This is a genomic window from Pseudomonas sp. NUPR-001 (assembly GCF_052147955.1).
GTDB lineage: Bacteria > Pseudomonadota > Gammaproteobacteria > Pseudomonadales > Pseudomonadaceae > Aquipseudomonas.
In genome coordinates this window covers 1417280-1439722 of record NZ_CP197353.1, presented here as the reverse complement: position 1 = coordinate 1439722, position 22443 = coordinate 1417280, and the positions used below count along the sequence as shown (strand labels likewise).

The 22443-nt window shown below is 61.9% G+C and carries 19 protein-coding genes and 1 pseudogene; 13 read left to right on the top strand and 7 right to left on the bottom strand.

Annotation, left to right across the window (positions count from 1 at the left end; translation table 11 throughout):
- The first annotated feature begins 92 nt into the window (after window positions 1-92).
- The 8 genes from ACP6KB_RS06655 to ACP6KB_RS06620 are packed head-to-tail and all read left to right on the top strand — an operon-like array spanning window position 93 to window position 7158.
- Window positions 93-1559, top strand: coding sequence for a 2-hydroxymuconic semialdehyde dehydrogenase (locus tag ACP6KB_RS06655; RefSeq protein ID WP_442112702.1), 1467 nt, complete (start codon window positions 93-95; stop codon window positions 1557-1559).
- A gap of 14 nt (window positions 1560-1573) precedes the next feature.
- Window positions 1574-2386 carry a 2-keto-4-pentenoate hydratase gene (gene mhpD, locus ACP6KB_RS06650; RefSeq protein WP_442112700.1) on the top strand — a complete coding sequence of 271 codons (813 nt, stop codon included), beginning with the start codon at window positions 1574-1576 and terminating at the stop codon, window positions 2384-2386.
- 11 nt (window positions 2387-2397) lie between these two features.
- The gene (locus ACP6KB_RS06645) at window positions 2398-3336 is read left to right on the top strand and encodes an acetaldehyde dehydrogenase (acetylating) (protein ID WP_442112698.1); all 939 of its coding nucleotides are present in this window, start codon (window positions 2398-2400) and stop codon (window positions 3334-3336) included.
- A gap of 10 nt (window positions 3337-3346) precedes the next feature.
- Window positions 3347-4375, top strand: a complete 1029-nt coding sequence (dmpG, locus tag ACP6KB_RS06640) for a 4-hydroxy-2-oxovalerate aldolase (protein WP_442112696.1) — start codon at window positions 3347-3349, stop codon at window positions 4373-4375.
- The gene (locus tag ACP6KB_RS06635) at window positions 4372-5142 is read left to right on the top strand and encodes a 2-keto-4-pentenoate hydratase (protein WP_442112694.1); all 771 of its coding nucleotides are present in this window, start codon (window positions 4372-4374) and stop codon (window positions 5140-5142) included. Before dmpG ends, ACP6KB_RS06635 begins: the two co-directional genes overlap by 4 nt.
- Before the next feature lie 24 nt (window positions 5143-5166).
- The gene (locus ACP6KB_RS06630) at window positions 5167-5592 is read left to right on the top strand and encodes a RidA family protein (protein WP_442112692.1); all 426 of its coding nucleotides are present in this window, start codon (window positions 5167-5169) and stop codon (window positions 5590-5592) included.
- A gap of 10 nt (window positions 5593-5602) precedes the next feature.
- Window positions 5603-6175, top strand: a complete 573-nt coding sequence (locus tag ACP6KB_RS06625) for a 3-hydroxyanthranilate 3,4-dioxygenase (RefSeq protein WP_442112690.1) — start codon at window positions 5603-5605, stop codon at window positions 6173-6175.
- A complete protein-coding gene (locus ACP6KB_RS06620) occupies window positions 6172-7158 on the top strand; it encodes an amidohydrolase family protein (RefSeq protein WP_442112688.1) in 987 nt (328 codons plus the stop codon). The genes ACP6KB_RS06625 and ACP6KB_RS06620 overlap by 4 nt, the downstream gene beginning before the upstream one ends.
- Before the next feature lie 118 nt (window positions 7159-7276).
- Here the strand turns inward: ACP6KB_RS06620 and ACP6KB_RS06615 are convergent, their stop codons facing one another.
- From ACP6KB_RS06615 to kynU, 7 genes and pseudogenes are all read right to left on the bottom strand, one after another.
- Window positions 7277-8041 (bottom strand): methyl-accepting chemotaxis protein, encoded by a 765-nt coding sequence (locus tag ACP6KB_RS06615; RefSeq protein ID WP_442114266.1) that lies wholly within the window; start codon window positions 8039-8041, stop codon window positions 7277-7279.
- Window positions 8042-8134: 93 nt separating this feature from the next.
- A pseudogene (locus ACP6KB_RS06610) lies at window positions 8135-9166 on the bottom strand (HAMP domain-containing protein); the annotation flags it as partial.
- Window positions 9167-9258: 92 nt separating this feature from the next.
- Complete coding sequence (locus ACP6KB_RS06605) at window positions 9259-10320, bottom strand: porin (RefSeq protein WP_442112686.1); 1062 nt, start codon at window positions 10318-10320, stop codon at window positions 9259-9261.
- A 97-nt stretch (window positions 10321-10417) separates the two neighbouring features.
- On the bottom strand, window positions 10418-12178 hold the full coding sequence (locus tag ACP6KB_RS06600; protein ID WP_442112684.1) for a hypothetical protein: 1761 nt from the start codon (window positions 12176-12178) through the stop codon (window positions 10418-10420).
- 119 nt (window positions 12179-12297) lie between these two features.
- Complete coding sequence (locus ACP6KB_RS06595) at window positions 12298-13626, bottom strand: OprD family porin (RefSeq protein WP_442112682.1); 1329 nt, start codon at window positions 13624-13626, stop codon at window positions 12298-12300.
- Between the two features lie 127 nt (window positions 13627-13753).
- Window positions 13754-15169: an amino acid permease gene (locus ACP6KB_RS06590; RefSeq protein ID WP_442112680.1), complete on the bottom strand. Its 1416-nt coding sequence runs from the start codon at window positions 15167-15169 to the stop codon at window positions 13754-13756.
- Window positions 15170-15200: 31 nt separating this feature from the next.
- Window positions 15201-16445 (bottom strand): kynureninase, encoded by a 1245-nt coding sequence (gene kynU, locus ACP6KB_RS06585; protein WP_442112678.1) that lies wholly within the window; start codon window positions 16443-16445, stop codon window positions 15201-15203.
- 700 nt (window positions 16446-17145) lie between these two features.
- On the opposite strand from kynU, the gene ACP6KB_RS06580 reads away from it, so the two are divergent.
- The 5 genes from ACP6KB_RS06580 to ACP6KB_RS06560 all read left to right on the top strand — a co-directional run bounded on the left by ACP6KB_RS06580 (window position 17146) and on the right by ACP6KB_RS06560 (window position 22437).
- On the top strand, window positions 17146-18504 hold the full coding sequence (locus tag ACP6KB_RS06580) for an 8-oxoguanine deaminase (RefSeq protein WP_442112676.1): 1359 nt from the start codon (window positions 17146-17148) through the stop codon (window positions 18502-18504).
- A 127-nt stretch (window positions 18505-18631) separates the two neighbouring features.
- A complete protein-coding gene (locus ACP6KB_RS06575; protein WP_442112674.1) occupies window positions 18632-20146 on the top strand; it encodes a nucleobase:cation symporter-2 family protein in 1515 nt (504 codons plus the stop codon).
- A gap of 353 nt (window positions 20147-20499) precedes the next feature.
- Window positions 20500-21036, top strand: a complete 537-nt coding sequence (locus ACP6KB_RS06570; protein WP_442112672.1) for a BRO-N domain-containing protein — start codon at window positions 20500-20502, stop codon at window positions 21034-21036.
- A gap of 229 nt (window positions 21037-21265) precedes the next feature.
- On the top strand, window positions 21266-21688 hold the full coding sequence (locus ACP6KB_RS06565; RefSeq protein ID WP_442112670.1) for a nuclear transport factor 2 family protein: 423 nt from the start codon (window positions 21266-21268) through the stop codon (window positions 21686-21688).
- Window positions 21685-22437 carry an SDR family NAD(P)-dependent oxidoreductase gene (locus ACP6KB_RS06560; protein WP_442112668.1) on the top strand — a complete coding sequence of 251 codons (753 nt, stop codon included), beginning with the start codon at window positions 21685-21687 and terminating at the stop codon, window positions 22435-22437. Before ACP6KB_RS06565 ends, ACP6KB_RS06560 begins: the two co-directional genes overlap by 4 nt.
- The last annotated feature ends 6 nt before the right edge of the window (window positions 22438-22443 follow it).

The window sequence follows — 22443 nt, the reverse complement described above, 5'->3', positions numbered from 1 at the left end:
CCATTTGCTAATACCTGACGGCAATTCTTTCATTACTCGCTTATAGGAAGACCCCATAGACTCCTCCGAAAATCCAAGAATCGGAGGTTACCGTGCCCAATCCCTTGCCCCTGCTGTGCCACTTCGTGAACGGAAAGTTCGTGGCGACCGCCTCGACCTTTGACAAGGTGTCTCCCATCGACGGTCGCACCCTGGCCCGGGTCTGCAAGGCCGACGCGGCACTGGTGGATAGTGCAGTCACTGCGGCCAAAGCTGCCCAGGAGGGTCCCTGGGCCAGCTACAGTGCCAGCCAGCGAGCTGACGTCCTGCTGCGCATCGCCGAAGGCATCGAGCGCCGCTTCGAGGAATTCGTCGCGGCGGAGGTGGCCGATACCGGCCGCCCCGTACAGCAGGCCCGGACCCTGGATATCGCCCGCGGTGTTCACAACTTTCGCACGTTCGCCGAACTGATTCGCCAGGCCGGCGGCGAGTACTTCGAGATGCGTACCGCCGATGACAGCGATGTCTTCAGCTACACGGTGCGCAAGCCTCACGGCGTCGTCGCCATTATTTCGCCCTGGAACCTGCCGATGCTGCTGCTCACCTGGAAGGTGGCGCCTGCGCTGGCCTGTGGCAACTCGGTAGTGGTCAAACCCTCGGAAGACTCGCCCACCACCGCCACCCTGCTGGCCGAAGTCATGCTGGAAGCCGGCGTGCCAGCGGGCGTGTTCAACTTGGTGCATGGTTTTGGACCGAACTCGGCCGGCGAGTTCCTCACCCGTCACCCCGATGTCGACGCCATTACGTTCACCGGTGAGTCGCGCACCGGCGCCACCATCATGAAAGCGGCCGCCGAGGGCGTGCGCGAGGTATCGTTCGAACTGGGTGGCAAGAACGCTGCCGTAGTCTTCGCCGACTGCGACTTCGACGCTGCCGTCGCCGGCGTGCTGCGCTCCAGCTTCACCAACGCCGGCCAGGTATGCCTCTGCTCGGAGCGGGTCTACGTCGAACGGCCAATCTACGAACGCTTTGTCGCTGCCCTCAAGGAGGGCACGGAAAAGCTCAAGATCGGTTACCCGGACGAGGACGGCGTCAACATGGGCTCGCTGATCTCCCACCAGCACCGTGACAAGGTTCTGGGCTACTTTGAACTGGCCCGCCGCGAGGGCGCTACAGTCGTCACCGGTGGCGGCGTGCCACACTTCGGCGATGCCCGAGACAATGGCGCCTATGTGCAGCCAACCATCTGGACTGACCTGCCCGATGACGCCCACTGTGTGCGTGAGGAAGTCTTCGGCCCGGTCTGCCACGTCGCCCCGTTCGACCGCGACGAGGAAGTGATCCGTCGTGTCAACGACTCCGCCTATGGCCTCGCCGCCGCCGTCTGGACGACCAATCTCAAGCGCGCCCACAAGGTGTCCCGCCAGCTGCGCGTCGGCATGGTGTGGGTCAACACCTGGTTCCTTCGTGACCTGCGCACGCCCTTCGGCGGTGCGCGACTCTCCGGCCTGGGTCGCGAGGGTGGCCGTCACTCTCTGGACTTCTACTCGGAAGCCACCACCATTTGCGTCAACGCCTGAGCAGGAGTACTCCCATGCATGCCGTCCTCCTCGAAGCCGCCGATCTCCTGCGCCAGGCGCAGCTGAGCGGCCAGCCCTGCCCGCCGATTCGCGAGTTCATCGCCGTCGCCCAGGCTGATGAACCGAATGCCGAGGCAATAGCCCTGGCCTACGCCGTGCAACGTCACAACAACCAGCTCGCGCTGGCCGCCGGGCGCCGCCCGGTGGGCCGCAAGATCGGCCTGACCAACCCGGCGGTGCAAGCCCAGCTGGGGGTCGACCAACCGGACTTCGGACTGCTGCTGGCCGACATGGCCCGCAACGACGACCAACCAATCGCCTGGGCCGATTGCGCCCAGCCCAAGGTCGAGGCCGAGATCGCCCTGGTGCTGGAGCACGATCTTCCCCATGAACGCCATACCGTGGCCGACCTGATCCGCGCTACCGCCTTTGCCCTGCCGGCGATCGAAGTGGTCGGCAGCCGCATTGCCAACTGGGACATCACGCTGGTCGACACCATCGCCGACAACGCTTCGTCCGGCCTGTTCGTGCTCGGTACCCGTGCAGTGAAGCTGGACCAGTTGGATCTGGTGCGCTGTGGCATGAGCATGACCCTACGCGGTGAGCCGGTGTCCGTCGGTGCTGGCGCTGCCTGCCTGGGCAACCCGCTGAACGCAGCCGTCTGGCTCGCCGACACCATGGCTCGACTCGGCGAGCCGCTGCGAGCCGGCGACATCCTGCTTACCGGGGCGCTCGGCCCGATGGTCGCGGCCCAGCCGGGCGATCAGTTCACCGCCCACATTCAGGGCCTGGGCAGCGTCAGCGCCACCTTTGCCAACCGGTGTTAAGAGGAGCCCCCATGAGCAAGAAACTCAAAGTCGCCATCGTCGGCTCCGGCAACATCGGCACCGACCTGATGATCAAGGTAATGCGCAACGCACAGTATCTGGAAATGGGCGCCATGGTCGGTATCGACCCGGCGTCAGACGGTCTGGCGCGTGCAGCACGAATGGGCGTGCCCACCACCCATGAAGGGGTCGAGGGCCTGACCCGCCTGCCAGTCTTCAACGAGATCGACTTCGTCTTCGATGCCACCAGCGCCGGTGCCCACGTGAAGAACGACGCCTTGCTGCGCAGCCACAAGCCCAGCCTGCGCCTGATCGACCTGACCCCGGCTGCTATCGGCCCCTATTGCGTGCCGGTGGTTAACCTGGAGCAGCACCTGCAGGCACTTAACGTCAACATGGTCACCTGCGGTGGCCAGGCGACTATCCCGATGGTGGCGGCCGTGTCGAGAGTAGCCAGGGTGCACTACGCCGAAATCGTCGCCTCGATTGCCAGCAAATCCGCCGGCCCAGGTACCCGCGCCAACATCGACGAATTCACCGAGACCACCAGCAAGGCCATTGAGGTGATAGGGGGTGCCGCCAAGGGCAAGGCGATCATTGTCATGAACCCGGCCGAACCGCCAGTGATGATGCGCGACACCGTATTCGTGCTGTCCGAGGCCGCCGACCAGGCCCGCATCCAGTCCAGCGTGGAGGAAATGGCCGTCGCCGTGCAGGCCTACGTGCCGGGGTACCGCCTGAAGCAGAAAGTGCAATTCGACCTAATCCCCGAGTCCACGCCGCTGAACATCCCCGGCCACGGACGATTCAGCGGGCTGAAGACCTCGATTTTCCTCGAGGTGGAAGGCGCTGCCCATTACCTGCCGGCATACGCCGGCAACCTCGACATCATGACCTCCGCCGCGCTGGCCACCGCCGAGCGCATGGCGCAATCGTTGCTGAACGCCTGAGGAACGCCCCATGAACGGCAAGAAGCTGTATATCTCCGACGTGACCCTGCGTGACGGCAGCCATGCGATCCGCCACCAGTACAGCCTCGAACAGGTCCAGGCCATCGCCCGCGCCCTCGACCAGGCCCACGTCGACTCCATCGAAGTGACACACGGCGACGGCCTGCAGGGCTCGTCTTTCAACTACGGCTTCGGCGCTCACACCGACCTGCAGTGGATCGAAGCCGCGGCCGATGTGATCGAGCACGCCCAGCTCACCGTGTTGCTGCTCCCTGGCATCGGCACCGTGCACGACCTGAAAGCCGCCTACGATGCCGGCGCTCGCTCGGTGCGGGTGGCCACTCACTGCACCGAAGCGGACGTCGCCAAGCAGCACATCGAGTACGCCCGCTCGCTCGGCATGGACACCGTCGGCTTCCTGATGATGAGCCACATGATTCCGGCCGAAGAGTTGGCCAGGCAGGGACAACTGATGGAGCGCTACGGTGCGCAGTGCATCTACATGGCCGACTCTGGCGGTGCCATGAACATGAACGACATCCGCGACCGCATGCGTGCCTTCAAGGCGCTTCTCAAACCCGAGACCCAGACCGGCATGCACGCCCACCATAACCTGTCCCTCGGTGTGGCCAACTCCATCGTTGCGGTAGAGGAAGGCTGCGACCGCATCGACGCCAGCCTGGCCGGCATGGGCGCCGGCGCCGGGAATGCTCCGCTGGAAGTGTTTATCGCCGCCGCGGATCGCCTGGGTTGGAACCACGGCACCGACCTGTATCGCCTGATGGACGCTGCCGACGACCTCGTGCGCCCGCTGCAGGACCGCCCGGTACGAGTCGACCGCGAAACCCTCGGCCTCGGCTATGCCGGGGTCTATTCCAGCTTCCTGCGCCACGCCGAAGTGGCCGCCGCCAAGTACGGTCTGAAGACCCTCGACATCCTCGTCGAACTGGGCAAACGCCGCATGGTCGGCGGCCAGGAAGACATGATTGTTGACGTCGCCCTCGACCTGTTGGCCCAGCGCCCGGAGATCCGTCCATGAGCACCGATATCGCCCGCATCGCCACCGCGCTCGACCAAGCGGCACGGCGCGCCCAACCGCTGGCGCAGTTCAGCGTTGAAACGCCCTTCTCGCTGGATGACGCCTACCGCATCCAGCGTGCTTCCATGCAGCGCCGCTACGACGATGGCGAGCGCTGCATCGGCATCAAGCTGGGCTTCACCAGCCGCGCCAAGATGATCCAGATGGGCGTTGACAGCCTGATCTGGGGCTGGCTCACCGATGCCATGCTGGAGGAAGACGGCGGCCTGGTCGATCTGGCGCGCTACATCCACCCGCGCGCCGAACCGGAAATCTGTTTCCTCACGCGCCGAGATATCGACCGCCCGCTGACCTTGCTGGAAGCGGCGGACTATGTAGAGGCATGCGCTCCGGCGCTGGAAATCATCGATTCGCGCTACCAAGCGTTCAAGTTCAGCCTGGAGGACGTGGTGGCGGACAACTGCTCCTCCTCCGGCCTGACCGTCGGCCCCTGGTCGCGAGATTTCTCCGCGCTGGCCAACGCCGGTGTGGTGATGCGCCTGGACGGCCGCGCCGTACAGGTCGGCTCCACCGCCGCGATCCTCGGCCAGCCACTGCGTAGCCTGGTGCAAGCCTCGCGCTTGCTGCACGACGCCGAACGGGTGCTGCCGGCCGGCAGCCTGGTAATGGCCGGTGCCGCCACTGCCGCCGAAGCGCTGCGCCCGGGCATGCACGTCAGCGTCGAAATCCAGGGTCTGGGCGAAAGCAGCTTCAGCCTGCGCCCCTGACCCAACCGCATAAGGAACCGCATCATGAGTGACAACCGCGCCACCGTCGTCGCCGGCAAGGCCAAGCCTCGCGGCCGCTTCCCCCACATAAAACGTGCCGGCGACTTCCTGTTTGTCTCCGGCACCAGCTCGCGTCGCCCGGACAACAGCTTCGTCGGTGTCGAAGTCGATGAGATGGGCACCACCAACCTGGACATCCGCGCACAAACCCGCGCGGTCATCGAAAACATACGTGACATTCTCGCCAGCGAGAACGCCAGCCTCGACAACCTGGTGGAGATCAGTACCTTCCTGGTCGATATAAACGACTTCGGTGGATACAACCAAGTCTATGCCGAGTACTTCGACGAAACCGGGCCGACCCGTACCACCGTCGCCGTACACCAACTGCCGCACCCGCACCTGCGCATCGAGATCAAAGCCGTCGCCTACGCGCCCCGTTCACGTTGAGATAATAATAATGAACAAGCATCACTTCAGCCCGCCGTTCAACTTCAATCGCTGGATCGAAGACCACGCCCACCTGCTCAAGCCTCCGGTAGGTAACCAGCAGATCTGGCATGGCAGCGACTTCATGGTCACCGTGGTCGGCGGCCCCAACCAGCGCACCGATTTTCACGACGACCCGGTGGAAGAGTTTTTCTACCAATTCAAGGGCAACGCCTACCTGAACATCTGGGACCGGGGCAACTATGAGCGGGTGTACCTGAAGGAAGGCGACATCTACCTGATGGCGCCGCATGTCATCCATTCGCCCCAGCGCCCCGAGCCCGGCAGCCTGTGCCTGGTGATCGAGCGCCAGCGCCCCGCCGGGCTGTATGACGCATTGCAATGGTCTTGCGCCCGCTGCGGCCAGCTGACCAAGCGCTACGAGATGCAACTGGAAAGTATCGTTACCGACCTGCCACCGGTGTACGAGCGTTTCTACGCCACCACAGATGAAGAGCGCCGCTGCTTGGAATGCGGTGAGGTCCATCCCGGCCGAGATTGGCAAACCTGGCACCAGACACTCCAGGAGTTCCACCCCGCATGAAAATTGATATCCATTCGCACTTTTTCCCCCTCATTAGCCAGGAAGAAGCCGCCCGGCTGAGCCCCGAACGCGCGCCATGGCTGCATACCGAAGGCCGCAGCGGGCAGATCATGATTGGCAACAAGCCCTTCCGCCCGGTGCACGACGTACTCTGGGACCCGGTGCGTCGCCTCGAACACCTCGACGAGCAAGGCTTGGACATTCAAGTGATGTGCGCCACTCCGGTGATGTTCGGCTACGACCAGCCCATTGCACGCGCCCTGCCCTGGGCGCAACTGATGAATGACCGCGCAGTGGAAATGGCTGCCCACGCCCCTGAGCGCCTCAAGGTGCTGGCCCAGGTGCCGCTGCAGGACATTGACGCCGCCTGTCGCGAGGCCAGCCGCGCCAAGGCCTGTGGGCACATCGGTGTGCAAATCGGCAACCACGTCGGCGAGCACGACCTTGATCACGATGGCCTGGTGACATTCCTCCACCACTGCGCCAGCGAGAACATCCCTCTGCTGGTGCATCCGTGGGACATGATGGGCCGCGAGCGCATGAAGAAGTGGATGCTGCCCTGGCTGGTCGCCATGCCGGCAGAAACCCAGCTCGGCATCCTCTCGCTGATTCTCTCAGGCGCCTTCGAAACCCTGCCCGAGTCCCTGCGCCTTTGTTTCGCTCACGGTGGTGGTGGCTTCGCGTTCCTGCTTGGCCGTGTCGACAACGCATGGCTGCACCGCGACATTGTCCGCGAAGACTGCCCCAACCTGCCCTCCAGCTATGTCAAACGCTTCTACGTCGACTCCGCAGTCTTCGACCAGCGCTCGCTCAAGCTGCTGGTTGATGTGATGGGGACCGATCGTGTGATGCTGGGCTCCGATGCACCGTTTCCGCTTGGGGAGCAGCAGATCGGCGCTGGCGTCCTGGAGCACCCGTCATTGTCTGAAAGCGACAAGCGTCGTATTGCTGGCGGAAACGCCCGAGAGTTCTTCAGTCTCTGAATTCTTTTGTTCCGGCCACTTGGCCTTTTAGCCCCGTATCCCTGATCGGATACGGGGCTTTTTTATGGTTCTTTACGGAATACTTGAAGCTTGCAGCTTGCAGCTTGCAGCCACAACATCAGACCCGAAAACTGCCGACCAGTTGTTGCAAGCGCCTGGCCTGGCGCTCCAGCTCAGCGCAAGCGCCCAGGGTGGTACGCAGGTTCTCCACACCACCTTGGTTGAGGATGTTGATTGCGCTGATGTCCAGGTTCAACGAATCGACCACCGCGGTCTGCTCCTCGGTAGCGGTGGCTACCGACTGATTCATCGCATCGATCTCAACGATATGCTGAGTCACGTTGCCAAGGCGCTCCCCAGCCTTGTTGCCGATTTCCACGCTCTGCTCGCTATAGCGCTGGCTCTCGACCATGGCAGTCACCGCCTCACGCGCACCGACTTGCAGTTCATCGATCATCGAGTGGATTTCTTGCGCAGACTCCCGCGTGCGTTGCGCCAAACCGCGCACCTCATCGGCGACTACGGCGAAACCACGACCCGCCTCGCCGGCACGGGCGGCTTCGATGGCGGCGTTGAGGGCCAGCAGGTTGGTCTGCTCAGAGATGCCTTTGATCACCTCGAGGATCTGGCCAATGTTCACCGTCTTGCTGTTGAGTTGCTCGATGTTGACGCAGGAGCTGCTGATCTTTGCCGACAGCTCATGCATCGCGGTGAGGGTACAGTCGACCACCTGACGACCACCTTCAGCCTGCTGGCGAGCATCAGAAGCCTGACGCGAAGCATCGGCGGCGTTGCGAGCGATCTCTTGAGCTGCGGCTCCCAGTTCGTTGATCGCAGCGGCGACGCTGTGGGTGCGGTTGGCCTGCTCGTCGGAATTGACCATCGACGAGTTGGACGCATCGACCAGCCGTTTGGCCAGATCGTTGAGCTGGCGGGTTGCCGAAGACACCTCGCTGATCGAGCCGTGAATGCGCGCAACGAAGCGGTTGAAGGCCTCGGCCAGTTCGCCGAACTCATCCTTGGCCTGTATCGCCAGGCGCTTGGTGAGATCGCCCTCGCCCTCGGCGATGTCCTGCATGGCGCGGCCCATGGTGCGCAGTGGCTGCATCAGCACGCGGATAAGCATGCTCAGCAGGAGGATGATGCAAACGACGGTCACCAGCGTGGCGATGAGCGCCGAGGTGCGGAACTCGCTGAGCATGGCGTAGGCCTTGTCTTTGTCCACCGAGATGCCCACGTACCAGTCCACCGTCGGCAAACCGTGTACTGGCGAGAAGGTCAGGATGCGCGTGCCTTCAGCGGATTCAACTTCGCGCAAGTCGGCGCTCGGTAACAGCGTGTCTTGCTGGTACAGGTCACGCAGGTGCTTCATCACCTTGTCCTGCTCCGGATGCACCAACACTTTGCCGTCGGCGCTGACCAGGAAGGCGTAGCCTATGCCGTCGAAATCCAGGGAATTGATGATTTTTACCAGGGTCGCCAGGCTCAGGTCACCGCCCACCACGCCCAGTAAATGCTCCTGTTGCCTGAGCGGAACGGCGATGGTCAACATCAATTGGCTAGCGGTTGCATCCTGATACGGCTCGGTAACAACCGTGCCTTGGCTATTGCGGGTGGCCACGTACCAGGGTCGCAGCCGCGGGTCGTAACCCTCCGGAGGTGGATCGTCCGACGACATCTGGAAGGTACCATCGGCTCGCCCCAGGTAGGCATGGACGAAACTGTCGCGCATCACCTGCAGTGCCAGGTGATTGCTGGCATCGTGCTCGACACCCTGCTGGGTAATGCCCTGCGCGGCCTGCTCGATCAGTGTCAGGCGCCCGCCCAGCCAGAGCTGCACGGTATTGGCGGCTTGCCGCCCAGCATTGTGCAAGCGGCTCTCCAACGTGTGTCCGAGCGCGGTCTGCAGATGTGCATCGTTATACAGTGTGAATACGCTGAAGCTGGTGACCACCAGCAGTGAGGTGGCCAGCAGCAACTTGCTGCCAAAACCGAAGGAGCGGTTCATGGGAGGCTTCCGGTCAGAAGGCTGGACGCTCGACCGGCCGCCCAACCCGGTAAGAAAGGCGCATCCCCGGCCACTGCCGGGGATGCGGGGCTTTAAAACTTGATGCGCACGCCGAGTTGCAGGCCTTGCGGGTTCTCGTTCGGCAGCGGGCTGTCCAGGCTCCAACTGACCGGATAGCGGATCTCGCTGTCCCGCTTGTGATGGATGTAAGCGTAAACGCCGTAGAGGTCGATGTTTTTGTCGTAGTTGTAGATGTAACCGAGGCTGATTGCCGCGGCATCGCTCAGTGCTTCATCCTTGCGGTCGTCCTTGTAGATGAAGCTGACAGTGGCATTGTGTTTGTTACCGAAGTTGTGGCGCATGCCGAGCTGCAGGTCGTTGCCGTTGGATTCGAAATCCACCCAGGGCGCGTAGGCGTAGTAGCCCACGTAGCGGTGGAACACCGCCGACAGGTCGGTCTTGCCCATGCTGTACACCGCGGTCAGGTAGGCGTCGGTGGACTGCTGCATCGTGTGTTTGTCCCACAGGTTACGCTGGTACTTGCGGTCCACAGCAGCTGAAAAGTACCAGGGGCTGTCGGTCCAGCGATCCACGGCGACGCTGATGACTTGCCCGTCGCGGCTGCCATCGTCCTCACCCTTGGAGACGCCACCGCGGAACTCATAACCATTGATTCGCGGGCTGATGTACATCAGCAAGCCGTCTTCACGCCACGGCGCGTAGAACACCATCACGTTACTGATCAGGCTGTAGTCGTTGTTGTACAACGGGTCAGCATAACCGTAGGCGTTGGCGGACGGGGTATCCCGGCGGCCTGCGCTCAGCGTTCCCCAGCGCTTGGAAATGACCTCGAAGTAGGTTTCGCGCTTGCCGATATCATCATCGGAATGCGGGTTGTACTGCGCCTGGTAAATCCAGTTCAGCGACAGGTCGTCGGTGACCGCTTCCTGCATGTGCAGTTGCAGGCGGTTGGCGCTCAAGCCGCCGCCGTTGGCACGCTCCTCGGTGTGTCCGCCGGACTTGGCCACCTCGTAGTTGACGTCGATGACCCCGGAAAGCTCAATAACGTCGATGCCCGAGACGTCTTGAAGGTCTGCGATGTCCGCGCAGGCGTAACCGCTCACCAGCGGCAGAATGAGTAAAAGTTTGCGCATTGCATGCTCCGATAGAACGAGTAGAGGCTCGCGACAGCACTCCCCTGCTGTCGCGGCCTGGTTTTTTATTGGTATGACTGGTTCTTGCGGGGGTGGATCAGTCCCGAGGCGGCCAGATCTTCTTCGGCGCTTCGAAGCTCGGCTCGCCCAGCAACGGGGTCGACAACGCATAGAAGCCGTGGTTGGTGAAGACCCAGATCAGGTTGCGGTCGTACTCGGTGTAGGTGCCGTGGGTGAGGTTGCCCATGGCCCAGCTCACTACGTTCTTGGTGTCGTACGGCGGTACGAAGTAGGCACCGATGGTCGGCTTGTCTGGGTTGCGCACATCAAAGACCTGCACACCGGCGTTGTAGTAGGCGTACGGCAGGATGCCGTCACGCGATACCCCAGGCTGGGTGTAATAGCCACTGCGCTTCGGACCGAAGCTGCCCTTGCGCTGGCAGAAGTCAGTGAACTCGGCGTCGGCCGGTGGCGTCGGCATCGGCAAGGTGTGCTTGATCACCGGTTTAGTCGGGTTGCGAACATCCACGGCGTAGATCGGCTTTTCCGCCTCGTAGCAGTCCTCGGTCAGCGGGTAGCCGCTGAAGTAGATCAGGCCTGTCTTCTCCACCTGACTCACATCGATGCCGTCGCCTTCAGTGCCGGCCACGCTGACCGGGAACTCGAGATGGCCGACCACCTTCAAGTTCGCCGAGTCGGTGATGTCGACCACGTACAGGCCCATGCCGCCCATGGCCGCATAACCGTACTTGCCGCCTTGCTCCACCGGCTTGGGAATGAACAGCGACGCACGTGATCCCATCCAGGACGCACGGTTGCCAGCGCGCGGGTTGGCCTTGAACACAGCCTCGTGCTCAGGATCGCCGATAATCTGGCCCGGCACGGTCAATACGTCGAGCAGCTTGGGGTTGCTCGGATCGGACATATCCCAGGACTGATAGCCTGAGTTGTACAGATCGTTGGGGTACTCGGTGAGTGCATAGTTGTCGCTCGGTGCAGCCGCCACATACATCACATCGCCGCCGAAGTAGGCAGGAATGTCGCGTGAGCCGGAGCCCTGTTGCTCGCCGATTGGCGCATCCGGGTGCTCGATGTCGGTGGTACGAGTGGCAATCAGCTTCCAGTCCTCGGGCAACGGGCCATTCATCTCGTAAACCTTGAAGCCCTTGAGGTGCTTGGATTTACGGATGGCTTCGACCTTGTCTGGCTCACGATACTTGTCGCTCAGCACGCCGAAACGGCGGGTCTCGAAAGACTGCACCATGATGTTCTTGCCAAGCTTCTTGTTCCACTGGATCGACGCGGCGCCGAAGAAGTCGTCCGCAGGATACGGGTTGACCTCCTCACCCGGGCCTTCCACCCCCCAAGGTGCGCCCTTGGACAGCAGCACCTTCACGTCTTTGGGATTGGTGATATCAAAGATCTTCAGGTCGCGGCGCACGTACTGGTAGAGGTAGCGCTTGCCAGCGAAGTCGACGATGTTCTGCCACGTGTGGAAGGGCTCAACCGCGATCGGGTAGTAAGCCTCCACCTTCATGTTCTTGATGTAGCTCTTGGTGTCCCAGTGATCCAACTCGCCAGGGAACGGCTTGCCTTCATGGGAGAACGGCGTGGCTACCGGCCAGATGAACTTGCCGGTGGCCTTGTCCATGCCATAGCTGCCCGGAGCCGGTTCCGGCGGAATGCGTTCCGGTCCCAGTTCGGTCAGACGCTTGACGATGGGGTCGACGATGTTCATCGGGGCATGCTCTTGGGCATGCAGGCTCGCGCTGGCGACCAGTGCGAGCGCCAGCGAAAGCGCAAGGCGACTGCGTTTGTATGCATTGCCAGGATTAACAGAGATCAGCTTTGTTTTCATTATTTACTCCGTTTGGTAGTGCCCCATCGGGCAATCTTTGCGTTTCACCTTTCCCGGAATCCTTTCCGAACAACTTCTTTGAGCGCATTGCCTGCGCACAGGCCGCCTTGCGCGAGGCGTTAGAAAATCTCCAGCGGGTAATCGGTGATGAGCCGAAAATCATCGAGGTCGCCGGAGCCCTGACCGGCATCAGCGCGATGCCAGGCTTGGCGCAGCCGAAAGCTCAACCCCTTGGCCGGTCCGGACGCCACCACGTAGCGCAATTCCAGGTTGGTCTCGCGATGCGAGCCGTCGTCTCCATAGCGCCCGGCGTAAGGGCTGCCGAGCGCAATCCCGCTGCCATCGATCTGATCGCCCTGGATGTAGCGGACCATCATCGAGCCGCCAGGCAGCCCCAAGCCCGCGAACGAATAGTCGTAGCGAATCTGCCAGGACCGCTCATGGGGGCCGTTGAAGTCGGAAAACTGGGCCGAGTTGGGCAGCCAGATGGAGGCCCCTTGGTCGTTGCCGTTACGACCTTTGCTGTCGTTGTCGCCCACACCGAGGTAGTCAAAGGGGGTGTCGCCGCGGACCTTCTGCAGCCCGAGCAGGAAGCGGTGGCTCCCCTGGCGCAGGTAGGTCGAGGCACCTAGTGTCAGGTTGTCGATCTCGCCGGCGCGCGCCGCGCCGGTCTCGGTGGTCCGGTACAGGGTCAGGTTCAGCCCCGCTTCGCGCTCGTCGTTCAGCACGAATCGCGAATTCAAGCTGGCATAGCCCTGGTACCAGATGTCCTCGAATCTTGCGCCGTACAGTGCCAGGGAGTGCCCCGGCGCCCATTGCCAGGTACCGCCGGCATAGTCGGCGCGCGGCGTGGTGACTTCGGCCATGACTGCCCACAGGTCACCATCGGCATTGGTGGTTACCGGGCTGGTGGCTGAGGTGAAATGGCCGACCTGTAAATCCAGGTCGTCGCGCTCCCGACTGCGCAGAGTCAGCCCCGTTGCGGTTTGCGGCACGATGCGAAAGTGGCTGACGCCAAATACCGGGGTATCCGGGCGCTGCTCGCCGACCTTGAGCTCGGTCTTCGACAGCCGCAACTTCAACGCCGCCCCGCCCTTGGCGTACTCATCGGCCGGCTCGCCGTTATCGTGCACCGGCAGGTTACGGGTGCCAGTCTTGCCCGCCGAGGCATCCAATTTGAGCCCCTGGTAGACGAATGCATCCACCCCGACTCCGAGGGTGCCGGGGGTGAAGCCAGAGGTGAAGTCCAGGTTGATACCCTGGGTCCAGTCGCGCTGGTCGGGGCGACCCGCTTGCTTGCTGCGATTGAAGTAGGAATTGCGCAACAACAGCTTGAGCTGGCTGCCTTCGACGAGGTTGCCCCAGCCTTCGGCGGACACCGTCGCCGCGTGGGCCGGCATGAACAGCAGGCCAGGAATCAGGGGCAAGGCTGAGCGGAATGCGCGCATATCATCCTCGTACGACTGAATGCTCGAGGTGAGCGGGCAAGCCGCTCCCCACCCGGACGGCGAAGCGCCCGGGGACTAATTGTTCAGGGAATCGACGGCCCGATCGGCAGATCAGGCCGGGTTGGACTCAGCGCCGAATCGGCAGCGGGCTAGGTGCCTCACCCTCGACGGAACGGGCCTTGCGAAAGCGCAGGAAGTAGATCAGCGCCATCACCAGCAGGAAGGGCACGCCACAGACCAGCGTCAGGGAGAACTCCTCGGTGAACATCGTGGTCAGCATCACCGCCAGCATCAGCAGCAGGCCGGCCAGGCTGGTCCAGGGGTAGCCCCACAGACGGAACTCCAGGGACGCACTGTCCTGATGACGACGGAAGAACAGGTGGGTGAGGAAGATTCCGGCCCAGGTGAACATCGCACCGAACATGGCAATCGACATCATCAGGGTGAAGGCATCCTCCGGGTAGGCGATGTACAGCAGGGTGCCCAGCCCGATCCCCAGCGACGACAGCAGCAGCGCCGCCACCGGCACGCCCCGAGTGTTCACGCGGCCGAACATCGCCGGCGCCTGGCCAGCTCGCGCCAGGCTGAACATCAGCCGCGACGTGATGTACAGCTGGCTGTTCATCGCCGACAGCGCCGCGATCAGAATGACCGCGTTGAACACCGCGCCAGCATAGGGAACGCCGGTCGCATGCATCACGGTGACGAAAGGACTCTGACCACCGTTGTTCTGCCCCCATGGCAAAATCGCCAGGACAAGTGCGATAGTCAGCAGGTAGAACACCACCAGGCGCACCACCGTGATGCGAAAGGCCTTGGTCACTGCGTGCTTGGGGTCCTTGGCCTCCCCGGCTGCCACCGCGATCATCTCGATGCTGAGGTAGCTGAAGAACGCCACGATGACCGCTACCCAGGTGCCCCACATGCCGTTGGGGAAGAAGCCGCGATCATTCGTATAGTTGGCAAAACCGATGGACGAATCCGCCGGCGCGCCATAAACCACCCAGGCGCCCAACAGAATGAAGGCGACGATGGCGCACAGCTTGAGCAGAGAGAATACGTACTCGATTGCACCGAAGACCTTGACGCTGAGGATGTTACTTAACACCAGCGCCGCCGAGAATGTGACCATCCAGTAGCCGCCCGGCACGTCCGGGAACCAGTACTTCATGTACATGGCCGCCGCAGTGATCTCGGTGCCCACCGCAAATACGATGGACGCCCAGTACGCATAGCGAATCAGGAAGCCGAACCAGGGCGCCACATAGAACTCGGCGAAAGAGCCGAAGGAGCCGGAAGTCGGGTGGCGGACGGTCATTTCCGCCAGGCAACCCATCAGCAGCAGCGCGATCAGCGCACCAATGCTATAGCTCAGCAGCACGCTGGGACCGGCGAAGCCAATCGCAAAGCCACTGCCGAGGAACAGCCCGGTGCCAATGGCGCCGCCGATGGCAATCATCGACAGCTGGCCGCTGCTCAAGCTTTGTTTAAGGCCCTGCTCACGCTGAACCAAGTTATCGAAAGAGCTTGTTATTTTTGTCATGTTCGAGTGCTCAGGTCTGGTCAAGAAGGGATCAGGTCACCGACTTCCTGGCGATGAAGCGCGGAGCGTTCCATTCGCCACTGGCAAGTACCTCGCGCAGCGCTTGAACGCTGTCCCAGATGTCCACGTAGCTGTTGTAGAGCGGAGCAAAACCAAAGCGCAGGATGTCCGGGGCACGGAAGTCGCCGATCACCCCGCGGGCGATCAACGCTTGCATCACCGGGTAGGCATTGGCATGCGCCAGCGACACTTGGCTGCCGCGCTGCGCGGCATCGCGCGGTGAGCGCAGCGTCACGCCCAGGCCAGCCAACTGTTCGTCGCACAGCTCGATAAACAGATCACAGAGCGCGACGCTCTTGTTGCGCAGTACGTTCATGTCGATGCCGTCGAACACCTCCAGCGACGCTTCCAGGGCCAGGATGCCCAACTGTGGAGCGGTACCCACCAGCATGCGGTCGATGGTCGGATGCGCCTCGTAGTCGTGGGTAAAGTCGAACGGCCGAGCATGCCCGTGCCAGCCGGTCAGCGGCTGACGCACCTGCGGGATGTGGCGTTCGGCGACATACACGAACGCCGGCGCACCAGGGCCGCCGTTCAAGTACTTGTAGCCACAACCGACGGCGAAGTCGGCCTGGGCGCCGTTCAAGTCAATGGGCATGGCACCGGCGGAGTGGCACAGATCCCAGACCACCAAGGCCCCGACTTCGTGGGCACGCGCCGTGATTGCTGCCATGTCGTAGCGGCGGCCAGACTTGTAGTTCACATGGGTCAGGGAAAGGATTGCGACCTCTTCGTTCAGCGCTGCCAGCACCTCGTCCGGCTCGACGCAACGCAGCTCGCAACCGGTCAACTCGGCCACGCCGGAGGCGACATAAACGTCAGTCGGAAAGTTGCCCCGTTCGCCGAGGATCACCTTGCGGCCTGGCTGCATACGAATAGCCGCTACCAGCACCTTGAACAGGTTGACGGAGGTGGAGTCGGCAACGATCACCTCATTGGTCCCCGCACCGATCAACCGGGCGATCTTGCCGCCGGCGCGCTGCGGCGCAGGGTACCAGTCGGCGTCATTCCAGGAGCGAATCAGGCCGTGGGCCCACTCCTGCTTCAGCACTCGCTCGATGCGAGCAGGGACATGAGCGGGCATCGCACCCAACGAGTTGCCATCGAGATAGATCTCACCCGCCGGAAGATCAAATTGTGCACGCGAGTTGCCCAGGGGATCATCGTGATCGAGACGTTCGAAATGCTCACGGGTGAGCGGGACGGACAAAGACATGCGAGTTCCTCTATTACTTGTTCTTATGGAAGGAGCGGCGGCCGCTGATCGGCGAAACCATGCATGGGCTCGCAGCTGTGCTGCTCGACGCATCCCGGTGCATGGAAGGGATGTTACCCCCAGCCGTGAATTACCTATAAATAGAAAGAAGGGTCTTAGCTATTACGCTTGGTAATACATGAGCCTGTTGCGCTCCCGCTTGGCGGTTACTGCAATCGCGTCTGGAAGTCCAATGTCCTTGATCCAGTTGCTACAGGCCGCCTCTTGCGGCCAACCCCACGATTATTTCTGTGTACAAAAACCAGAATTTTTGATTACAGTATCGCACGCCTATGACGTCGGTAATCGCCGATGCATATTGCGACGGTCTTACGCCATGCAACACCCACTTCAGCTCGATCAGCTCGAGCGCCCTCTTCGAATGTCGTTCAACCTTCACCGCGGTACAGGCTTCAGCCATCGCAAGAACGACTCGTTCCTCCTAATACCGTCACCCCCACACGCACCGTGAATCGCTTCGGCTTTTAACCGTGGGCCGCGCTTTTGCGGACATCTGCCTGCGCGTTAATCAGCGCTCATGTGGTGCGCCGTCACGCTGCGTCAGCGCGTGGGCGTAACTGCGCTCGGGCCACAGTAGCCGTCAGCAGTGCCTGCAAGCGAATTCAGCTGCAATCGAACAACAATCGAGAGAGTCACTCGTATGCCAAAAACTTTACTGGTCAAGAACGCCGAACTGTTGGTCACCATGGATGGCGAGCGCCGGGAGATCCGTCGCGGCGGCATGTTCATTGAAGACAACGTGATCAAGCAGGTCGGCCCTAGCGAGACCCTGCCGCAACACGCCGATGAAATTCTGGACATGGCCGGCAAAGTCGTCATTCCAGGCTTGGTCAACACTCACCACCACATGTACCAAAGCCTCACCCGTGTAGTGCCGGCGGCTCAGGACGGTGAGTTGTTCAACTGGCTCACCAACCTGTACCCCATCTGGGCAAAGCTCACCCCTGAGATGATTGCGGTATCGACGCAAACGGCGATGGCGGAGCTGATTCTCTCTGGCTGTACCACCTCCAGTGACCACCTCTACATCTACCCCAACGGCTGTAAGCTCGACGACAGCATCCATGCGGCGCAAGAAATCGGCATGCGTTTCCACGCCGCACGCGGGAGTATGAGTGTCGGCCGCAGCCAGGGCGGGCTTCCGCCCGATTCCGTGGTGGAAAAGGAAAGCGACATCCTCAAGGAATCCCAGCGCCTGATCGAGGACTACCATGACGCCAGCCATGGCTCGATGTTGCGCGTGGTCGTGGCGCCCTGCTCGCCCTTCTCGGTCAGTCGCGACCTGATGCGTGAAGCTGCAGTGCTGGCGCGCCAGTACGGTGTGTCGATGCACACGCACCTTGCAGAGAACGTCAACGATATCGCCTACAGCCGCGAGAAGTTCGGCATGACACCGGCCGAATACGCCGAAGACCTGGGCTGGGTCGGCCACGATGTCTGGCATGCCCACTGTGTTCAACTCGACCAGCACGGCATTGAGCTGTTCGCCCGTACCGGCACCGGGGTCGCCCACTGCCCATGCTCGAACATGCGCTTGGCCTCGGGGATCGCGCCTATCCGCAAGATGCGCGACCACGGTGTGCCGGTAGGCCTGGGGGTCGACGGTTCGGCCTCTAACGATGGGGCAAGCATGATTGGTGAAGTACGCCAGGCGCTGCTGCTGCAGCGCGTCGGTTTTGGCCCTGATGCGATGACCGCTCGCGAAGCGCTGGAAATCGCCACGCTGGGTGGCGCCAAGGTGCTCAACCGTAATGATATCGGCACTTTGGCACCGGGCATGATTGCCGACTTCGTCGCCTTCAACCTGGGCCATGTGGCGTATGCCGGCGCCCATCACGACCCGCTGGCGGCCCTGGTGTTCTGCACCCCGACCCACGTCGATACCAGCGTGATCAACGGTCGGGTGGTGGTCAAGGATGGCCGCATCACCACCATCGACCTGCCCGTGGTGCTGGAGCGCCACAACCAATTGGCCCATCAACTGGTCAGCGGCGACTGACCCTTTCACACCGCTGCGCTCGATGCTGAGCGCAGCGGCGCAACACCTGCTGTACCCACAGAAGCATCAACTGCGACTGAGACCGTGCTGTTAGACGCATCACTATAAAAAAAGCGAGCTACTCACCATGACATCTCCCGCTTCATCTCGTCCTGAAGACGAGAACCTCGGTATTGGCCCCAACCTGGCCTATGGCCTGCAGCATGTGCTGACGATGTACGGGGGGATCATCGCAGTCCCGCTGATCATCGGTCAGGCTGCCGGCCTGTCATCTGCCGAGGTCGGCTTGTTGATTGCCGCATCACTGTTCGCCGGTGGCCTGGCGACTCTGCTGCAGACGCTGGGCATTCCCTTCTTCGGCTGCCGCCTGCCACTGGTTCAAGGGGTATCGTTCGCGGGTGTCGCAACCATGGTTGCCATCATCGGCAGCGACGGCACGGGCGGATTGTCGGTGGTGTTCGGGGCAGTGGTCGTGTCGTCGTTGATCGGCCTGTTAATCACCCCGCTGTTCTCACGCATCATCAAATACTTTCCGCCGCTGGTGACAGGTATTGTCATCACCACCATCGGCTTGACCCTGATGCCGGTTACCGCGCGCTGGGCCATGGGCGGCAACAGCCAGGCCGCCGATTTCGGCAGCATGGCCAACATCGGCCTTGCGGCGTTTACCCTGGTCACCGTGTTGCTGCTCAGCAAACTGGGCAGCGCGAGCATTTCGCGCCTGTCGATTCTGCTGGCGATTGTCATTGGCACCCTGGTAGCAACCGCCGTTGGCATGACCGATTTCTCGCAAACCTTTGAAGGCCCGCTGGTGGCCCTGCCCAAAGTGTTGCATTACGGTATTCCGCAGTTCCAGGTCGCCGCCATTCTGTCGATGCTGATTGTGATTATCGTGACTATGGTCGAGACCTCTGCCGACATTCTGGCCGTAGGCGCGATCATCGAAACCAAAGTCGACTCCAAGCGCCTTGGCAACGGCCTGCGCGCCGATATGATCTCCAGCGCGCTGGCGCCGCTGTTCGGTTCTTTTACCCAAAGTGCATTTGCGCAGAACGTTGGCCTGGTTGCGGTGACCGGGGTGAAGAGCCGCTATGTGGTCGCCACCGCCGGGCTGATTCTGGTGACGCTCGGGCTGCTGCCGGTGATGGGACGCCTGGTCGCCGCCGTGCCCACTGCCGTGCTCGGCGGTGCCGGGCTGGTGCTGTTCGGCACCGTTGCCGCCAGCGGCATTCGCACCTTGGCCCAGGTCGACTATCGCAACAACATGAACCTGATCATCGTCGCCACCTCCATCGGCTTCGGCATGATCCCCATTGCCGCGCCGAGCTTCTACCATCATTTTCCGGCATGGTTCGAGACCATTTTCCACTCGGGCATCAGCTCCGCCGCGATCATGGCTATCCTGCTGAACCTGCTGTTCAACCATCTGCGTCAGGGCAACTCCGACCAGCAGTCAGTCTTTGTTGCTGCGAGTGAGCGCACCCTGCGTTACCGGGATATCGCCGGGCTCATCGAGGGCGACGTTTTCCGCGATGGCAAACTGTACGACTATGACGGCAACGAAGTGCCTATCGTCGAGACCGAGGAAGGGCACGAGCCGGCCTCGGCACGTCGTGGTCAGCAGCTCCAGCCGATGCACTGATCTGCCTTGAGCTCAGGAACGCGACGTGCAGACGTCGCTTTCCTGTAGCGTCCGTCGATGCGCATGAACACATTTCAGAAATAGCCTACAGCCTTGCTTGTTGCCCTTGGGCGCGATCCCTTTTACCTTCGCTCGTGGCGCCTAAGAAACGCCTCCACGGCGGCTGAGCCCGCTCCCGACAGATGCGGCATTTTTGTGCGTGTGGTTTACTGCTGCGCGCATGAAACACTCTGTTATGTCGGGAGTGGGCTAATACAAGACCTGAAAGGGAAATACGTCCGGCCTACCGTGTGGGGTTTCTTAGCTCCCGACACCCAGCCTTGAAATGGCTGATCTACACGGAGGTAATGTAAATGCCTATCGAGACGTGCGCTCACGCCCCCACCCTCTTCACGCGCCACAATCGCCCGCTTCATACCCTCTGGCTGGAATCCCAGGCCTGGTTCTGCGCTCACGAACTGGGCCGAATGACCGGACGCTTCTACGACCAACACTGCATCCGCAAGCTCGACCCGGACCAGCATCGCCCTGTGCAGCTGCTGCGCTACGGTCGATACCAAACCACCACCATGGTCAGCGAGTCGGGTGCCTATACCCTTCTCGCTCACCATCACATTCCGGAAAACCGCCACCTGCGGCACTGGCTGACCCACGAGGTGGTAGCAGTGTTGCGCGATGGGCAGGAATCGGCGATGGCAGACCTGCCGCACCTGGGGCGGATGTGCTGGCCGGGTGGGCACACGGCAAGTTTGTTGTATTGGCAGAGCGAGCCGTGGGTGCGCTTGCGCGATGTTCCGGTGGTCATGGCGGCGGAACAGCCTGTGGTGGCGCCGGTGAAGCGCAAGCTGAGTTGGCGGGCGTGCTTGCGAATGCAGGGGATGGGGGATTGAACTGCGCCTGGTGGGAGACTGTCTTGCACCACCTGTAGGAGCGGGCTTGCCCCGCGATAAGATGTGACTGATACACCGCAATCGCGGGGCAAGCCCGCTCCTACCTTTGTTCGTAACGCAAAGCTGGAAAAATCTATACAAGGAAGTTGACTTGTATAGATTTAGTCGTAGGCTTTCCCTATAACTTGTACATAAATTCAATTTTGTACAGGATTATCGGGAGCCTCGGATGTCCATTTACCTGGAACATTTCGCCGAACGCTTTGCCAAGCTTGATGGGCAAAGCCTCGATTGCCTCGAAGACTTGTACAGCGATGATGTACAGTTCCGTGACCCTTTGCATCAAATCGATGGCCTGCAAGCCCTTCGCACTTATTTCGCGGCGCTTTACGCCCACGCCCAGGACATTCGCTACGCCTTCGCCGGTGCCGACGAAGTCCAGCCGGGCCAAGGCTATTTGCGTTGGTCGCTGGCTTTCCGTCACCCCCGACTGGCCCACGGCAAGCCTGTCAGCCTGCAGGGTTGCAGTTTCCTGAGGTGGCAAGAGCGGGTTTATTTCCATCAGGATTACTTTGATGCAGGCGCGCTGCTGTACGAGCACGTGCCGATCATGGGCGGCGCGGTGCGCTGGCTCAAAGGCAGGCTGGCATGAGCCGCTGCTGGATGACCGGCACCAGCAGCGGCATTGGCGCGGCGCTTGCCACGCGCTTGCTGGAGCAAGGCCATCAGGTCGCCTTGGGCGCCCGCCGAGCCGAGAGCCTGTCGCTGTTGCTGGAGCGCTACCCAGGGCAGGCATTGGCGGCCATCGGTGATGTCGATGTACCCGAACACGTAACGGCTATCGTCGAACAGATTGCGCGCACATGGGGCGCACTCGACCTGGTTATCCTCAACGCCGGAACCTGTGAGTACCTCGAACCCGGCCGCTTCGATCCGACACTCGTCGAACGAGTGGTTCGCACCAACCTGTTCGGGGTAAGCCATTGCCTGGCGGCGGCACTGCCGCTGCTGCGTCGCGGCGAACACCCGCATCTGGTGGTCACCGGCAGCTCGGTCACCTGGCTGGCCCTGCCGCGCGCAGGCGCGTATGGCGCATCGAAGGCAGCCCTGCGCTACCTGATCGAATCACTGCGTATCGACCTGATCAGCGAGGGTATAGACGTCACGCTGATCAACCCCGGCTTTGTCGACACACCACTAACCCGCCGAAACGACTTTGCCATGCCCCAACTGTGGAGTGTCGAGCGCGCCGCAGAGCACATCATCAAGCGCCTGCCCCGACGCCCGCTGGAGATCAACTTCCCTTGCCTGTTCACCTTGGTGCTGCGACTGCTGGGCGCCCTGCCGGCGCGCTGGCGCCTGGCGCTGGGCAGACGCTTGGCCCCCACAAGACAGGAATAGCCACTC

What these genes read in the sequence shown, in the direction of transcription:
- ACP6KB_RS06590 (WP_442112680.1), bottom strand. Translation starts at nt 15,169, where the DNA reads ATGACAAAAATAACAAGCTCTTTCGATAACTTGGTTCAGCGTGAGCAG.
- kynU (WP_442112678.1), bottom strand. Translation starts at nt 16,445, where the DNA reads ATGTCTTTGTCCGTCCCGCTCACCCGTGAGCATTTCGAACGTCTCGAT.
- ACP6KB_RS06605 (WP_442112686.1), bottom strand. Translation starts at nt 10,320, where the DNA reads ATGCGCAAACTTTTACTCATTCTGCCGCTGGTGAGCGGTTACGCCTGC.
- ACP6KB_RS06575 (WP_442112674.1), top strand. Translation starts at nt 18,632, where the DNA reads ATGACATCTCCCGCTTCATCTCGTCCTGAAGACGAGAACCTCGGTATT.
- ACP6KB_RS06630 (WP_442112692.1), top strand. Translation starts at nt 5,167, where the DNA reads ATGAGTGACAACCGCGCCACCGTCGTCGCCGGCAAGGCCAAGCCTCGC.
- ACP6KB_RS06565 (WP_442112670.1), top strand. Translation starts at nt 21,266, where the DNA reads ATGTCCATTTACCTGGAACATTTCGCCGAACGCTTTGCCAAGCTTGAT.
- ACP6KB_RS06625 (WP_442112690.1), top strand. Translation starts at nt 5,603, where the DNA reads ATGAACAAGCATCACTTCAGCCCGCCGTTCAACTTCAATCGCTGGATC.
- ACP6KB_RS06620 (WP_442112688.1), top strand. Translation starts at nt 6,172, where the DNA reads ATGAAAATTGATATCCATTCGCACTTTTTCCCCCTCATTAGCCAGGAA.
- ACP6KB_RS06600 (WP_442112684.1), bottom strand. Translation starts at nt 12,178, where the DNA reads ATGAAAACAAAGCTGATCTCTGTTAATCCTGGCAATGCATACAAACGC.
- ACP6KB_RS06595 (WP_442112682.1), bottom strand. Translation starts at nt 13,626, where the DNA reads ATGCGCGCATTCCGCTCAGCCTTGCCCCTGATTCCTGGCCTGCTGTTC.
- ACP6KB_RS06580 (WP_442112676.1), top strand. Translation starts at nt 17,146, where the DNA reads ATGCCAAAAACTTTACTGGTCAAGAACGCCGAACTGTTGGTCACCATG.
- ACP6KB_RS06615 (WP_442114266.1), bottom strand. Translation starts at nt 8,041, where the DNA reads ATGGTCAATTCCGACGAGCAGGCCAACCGCACCCACAGCGTCGCCGCT.
- mhpD (WP_442112700.1), top strand. Translation starts at nt 1,574, where the DNA reads ATGCATGCCGTCCTCCTCGAAGCCGCCGATCTCCTGCGCCAGGCGCAG.
- ACP6KB_RS06635 (WP_442112694.1), top strand. Translation starts at nt 4,372, where the DNA reads ATGAGCACCGATATCGCCCGCATCGCCACCGCGCTCGACCAAGCGGCA.
- dmpG (WP_442112696.1), top strand. Translation starts at nt 3,347, where the DNA reads ATGAACGGCAAGAAGCTGTATATCTCCGACGTGACCCTGCGTGACGGC.
- ACP6KB_RS06560 (WP_442112668.1), top strand. Translation starts at nt 21,685, where the DNA reads ATGAGCCGCTGCTGGATGACCGGCACCAGCAGCGGCATTGGCGCGGCG.
- ACP6KB_RS06570 (WP_442112672.1), top strand. Translation starts at nt 20,500, where the DNA reads ATGCCTATCGAGACGTGCGCTCACGCCCCCACCCTCTTCACGCGCCAC.
- ACP6KB_RS06645 (WP_442112698.1), top strand. Translation starts at nt 2,398, where the DNA reads ATGAGCAAGAAACTCAAAGTCGCCATCGTCGGCTCCGGCAACATCGGC.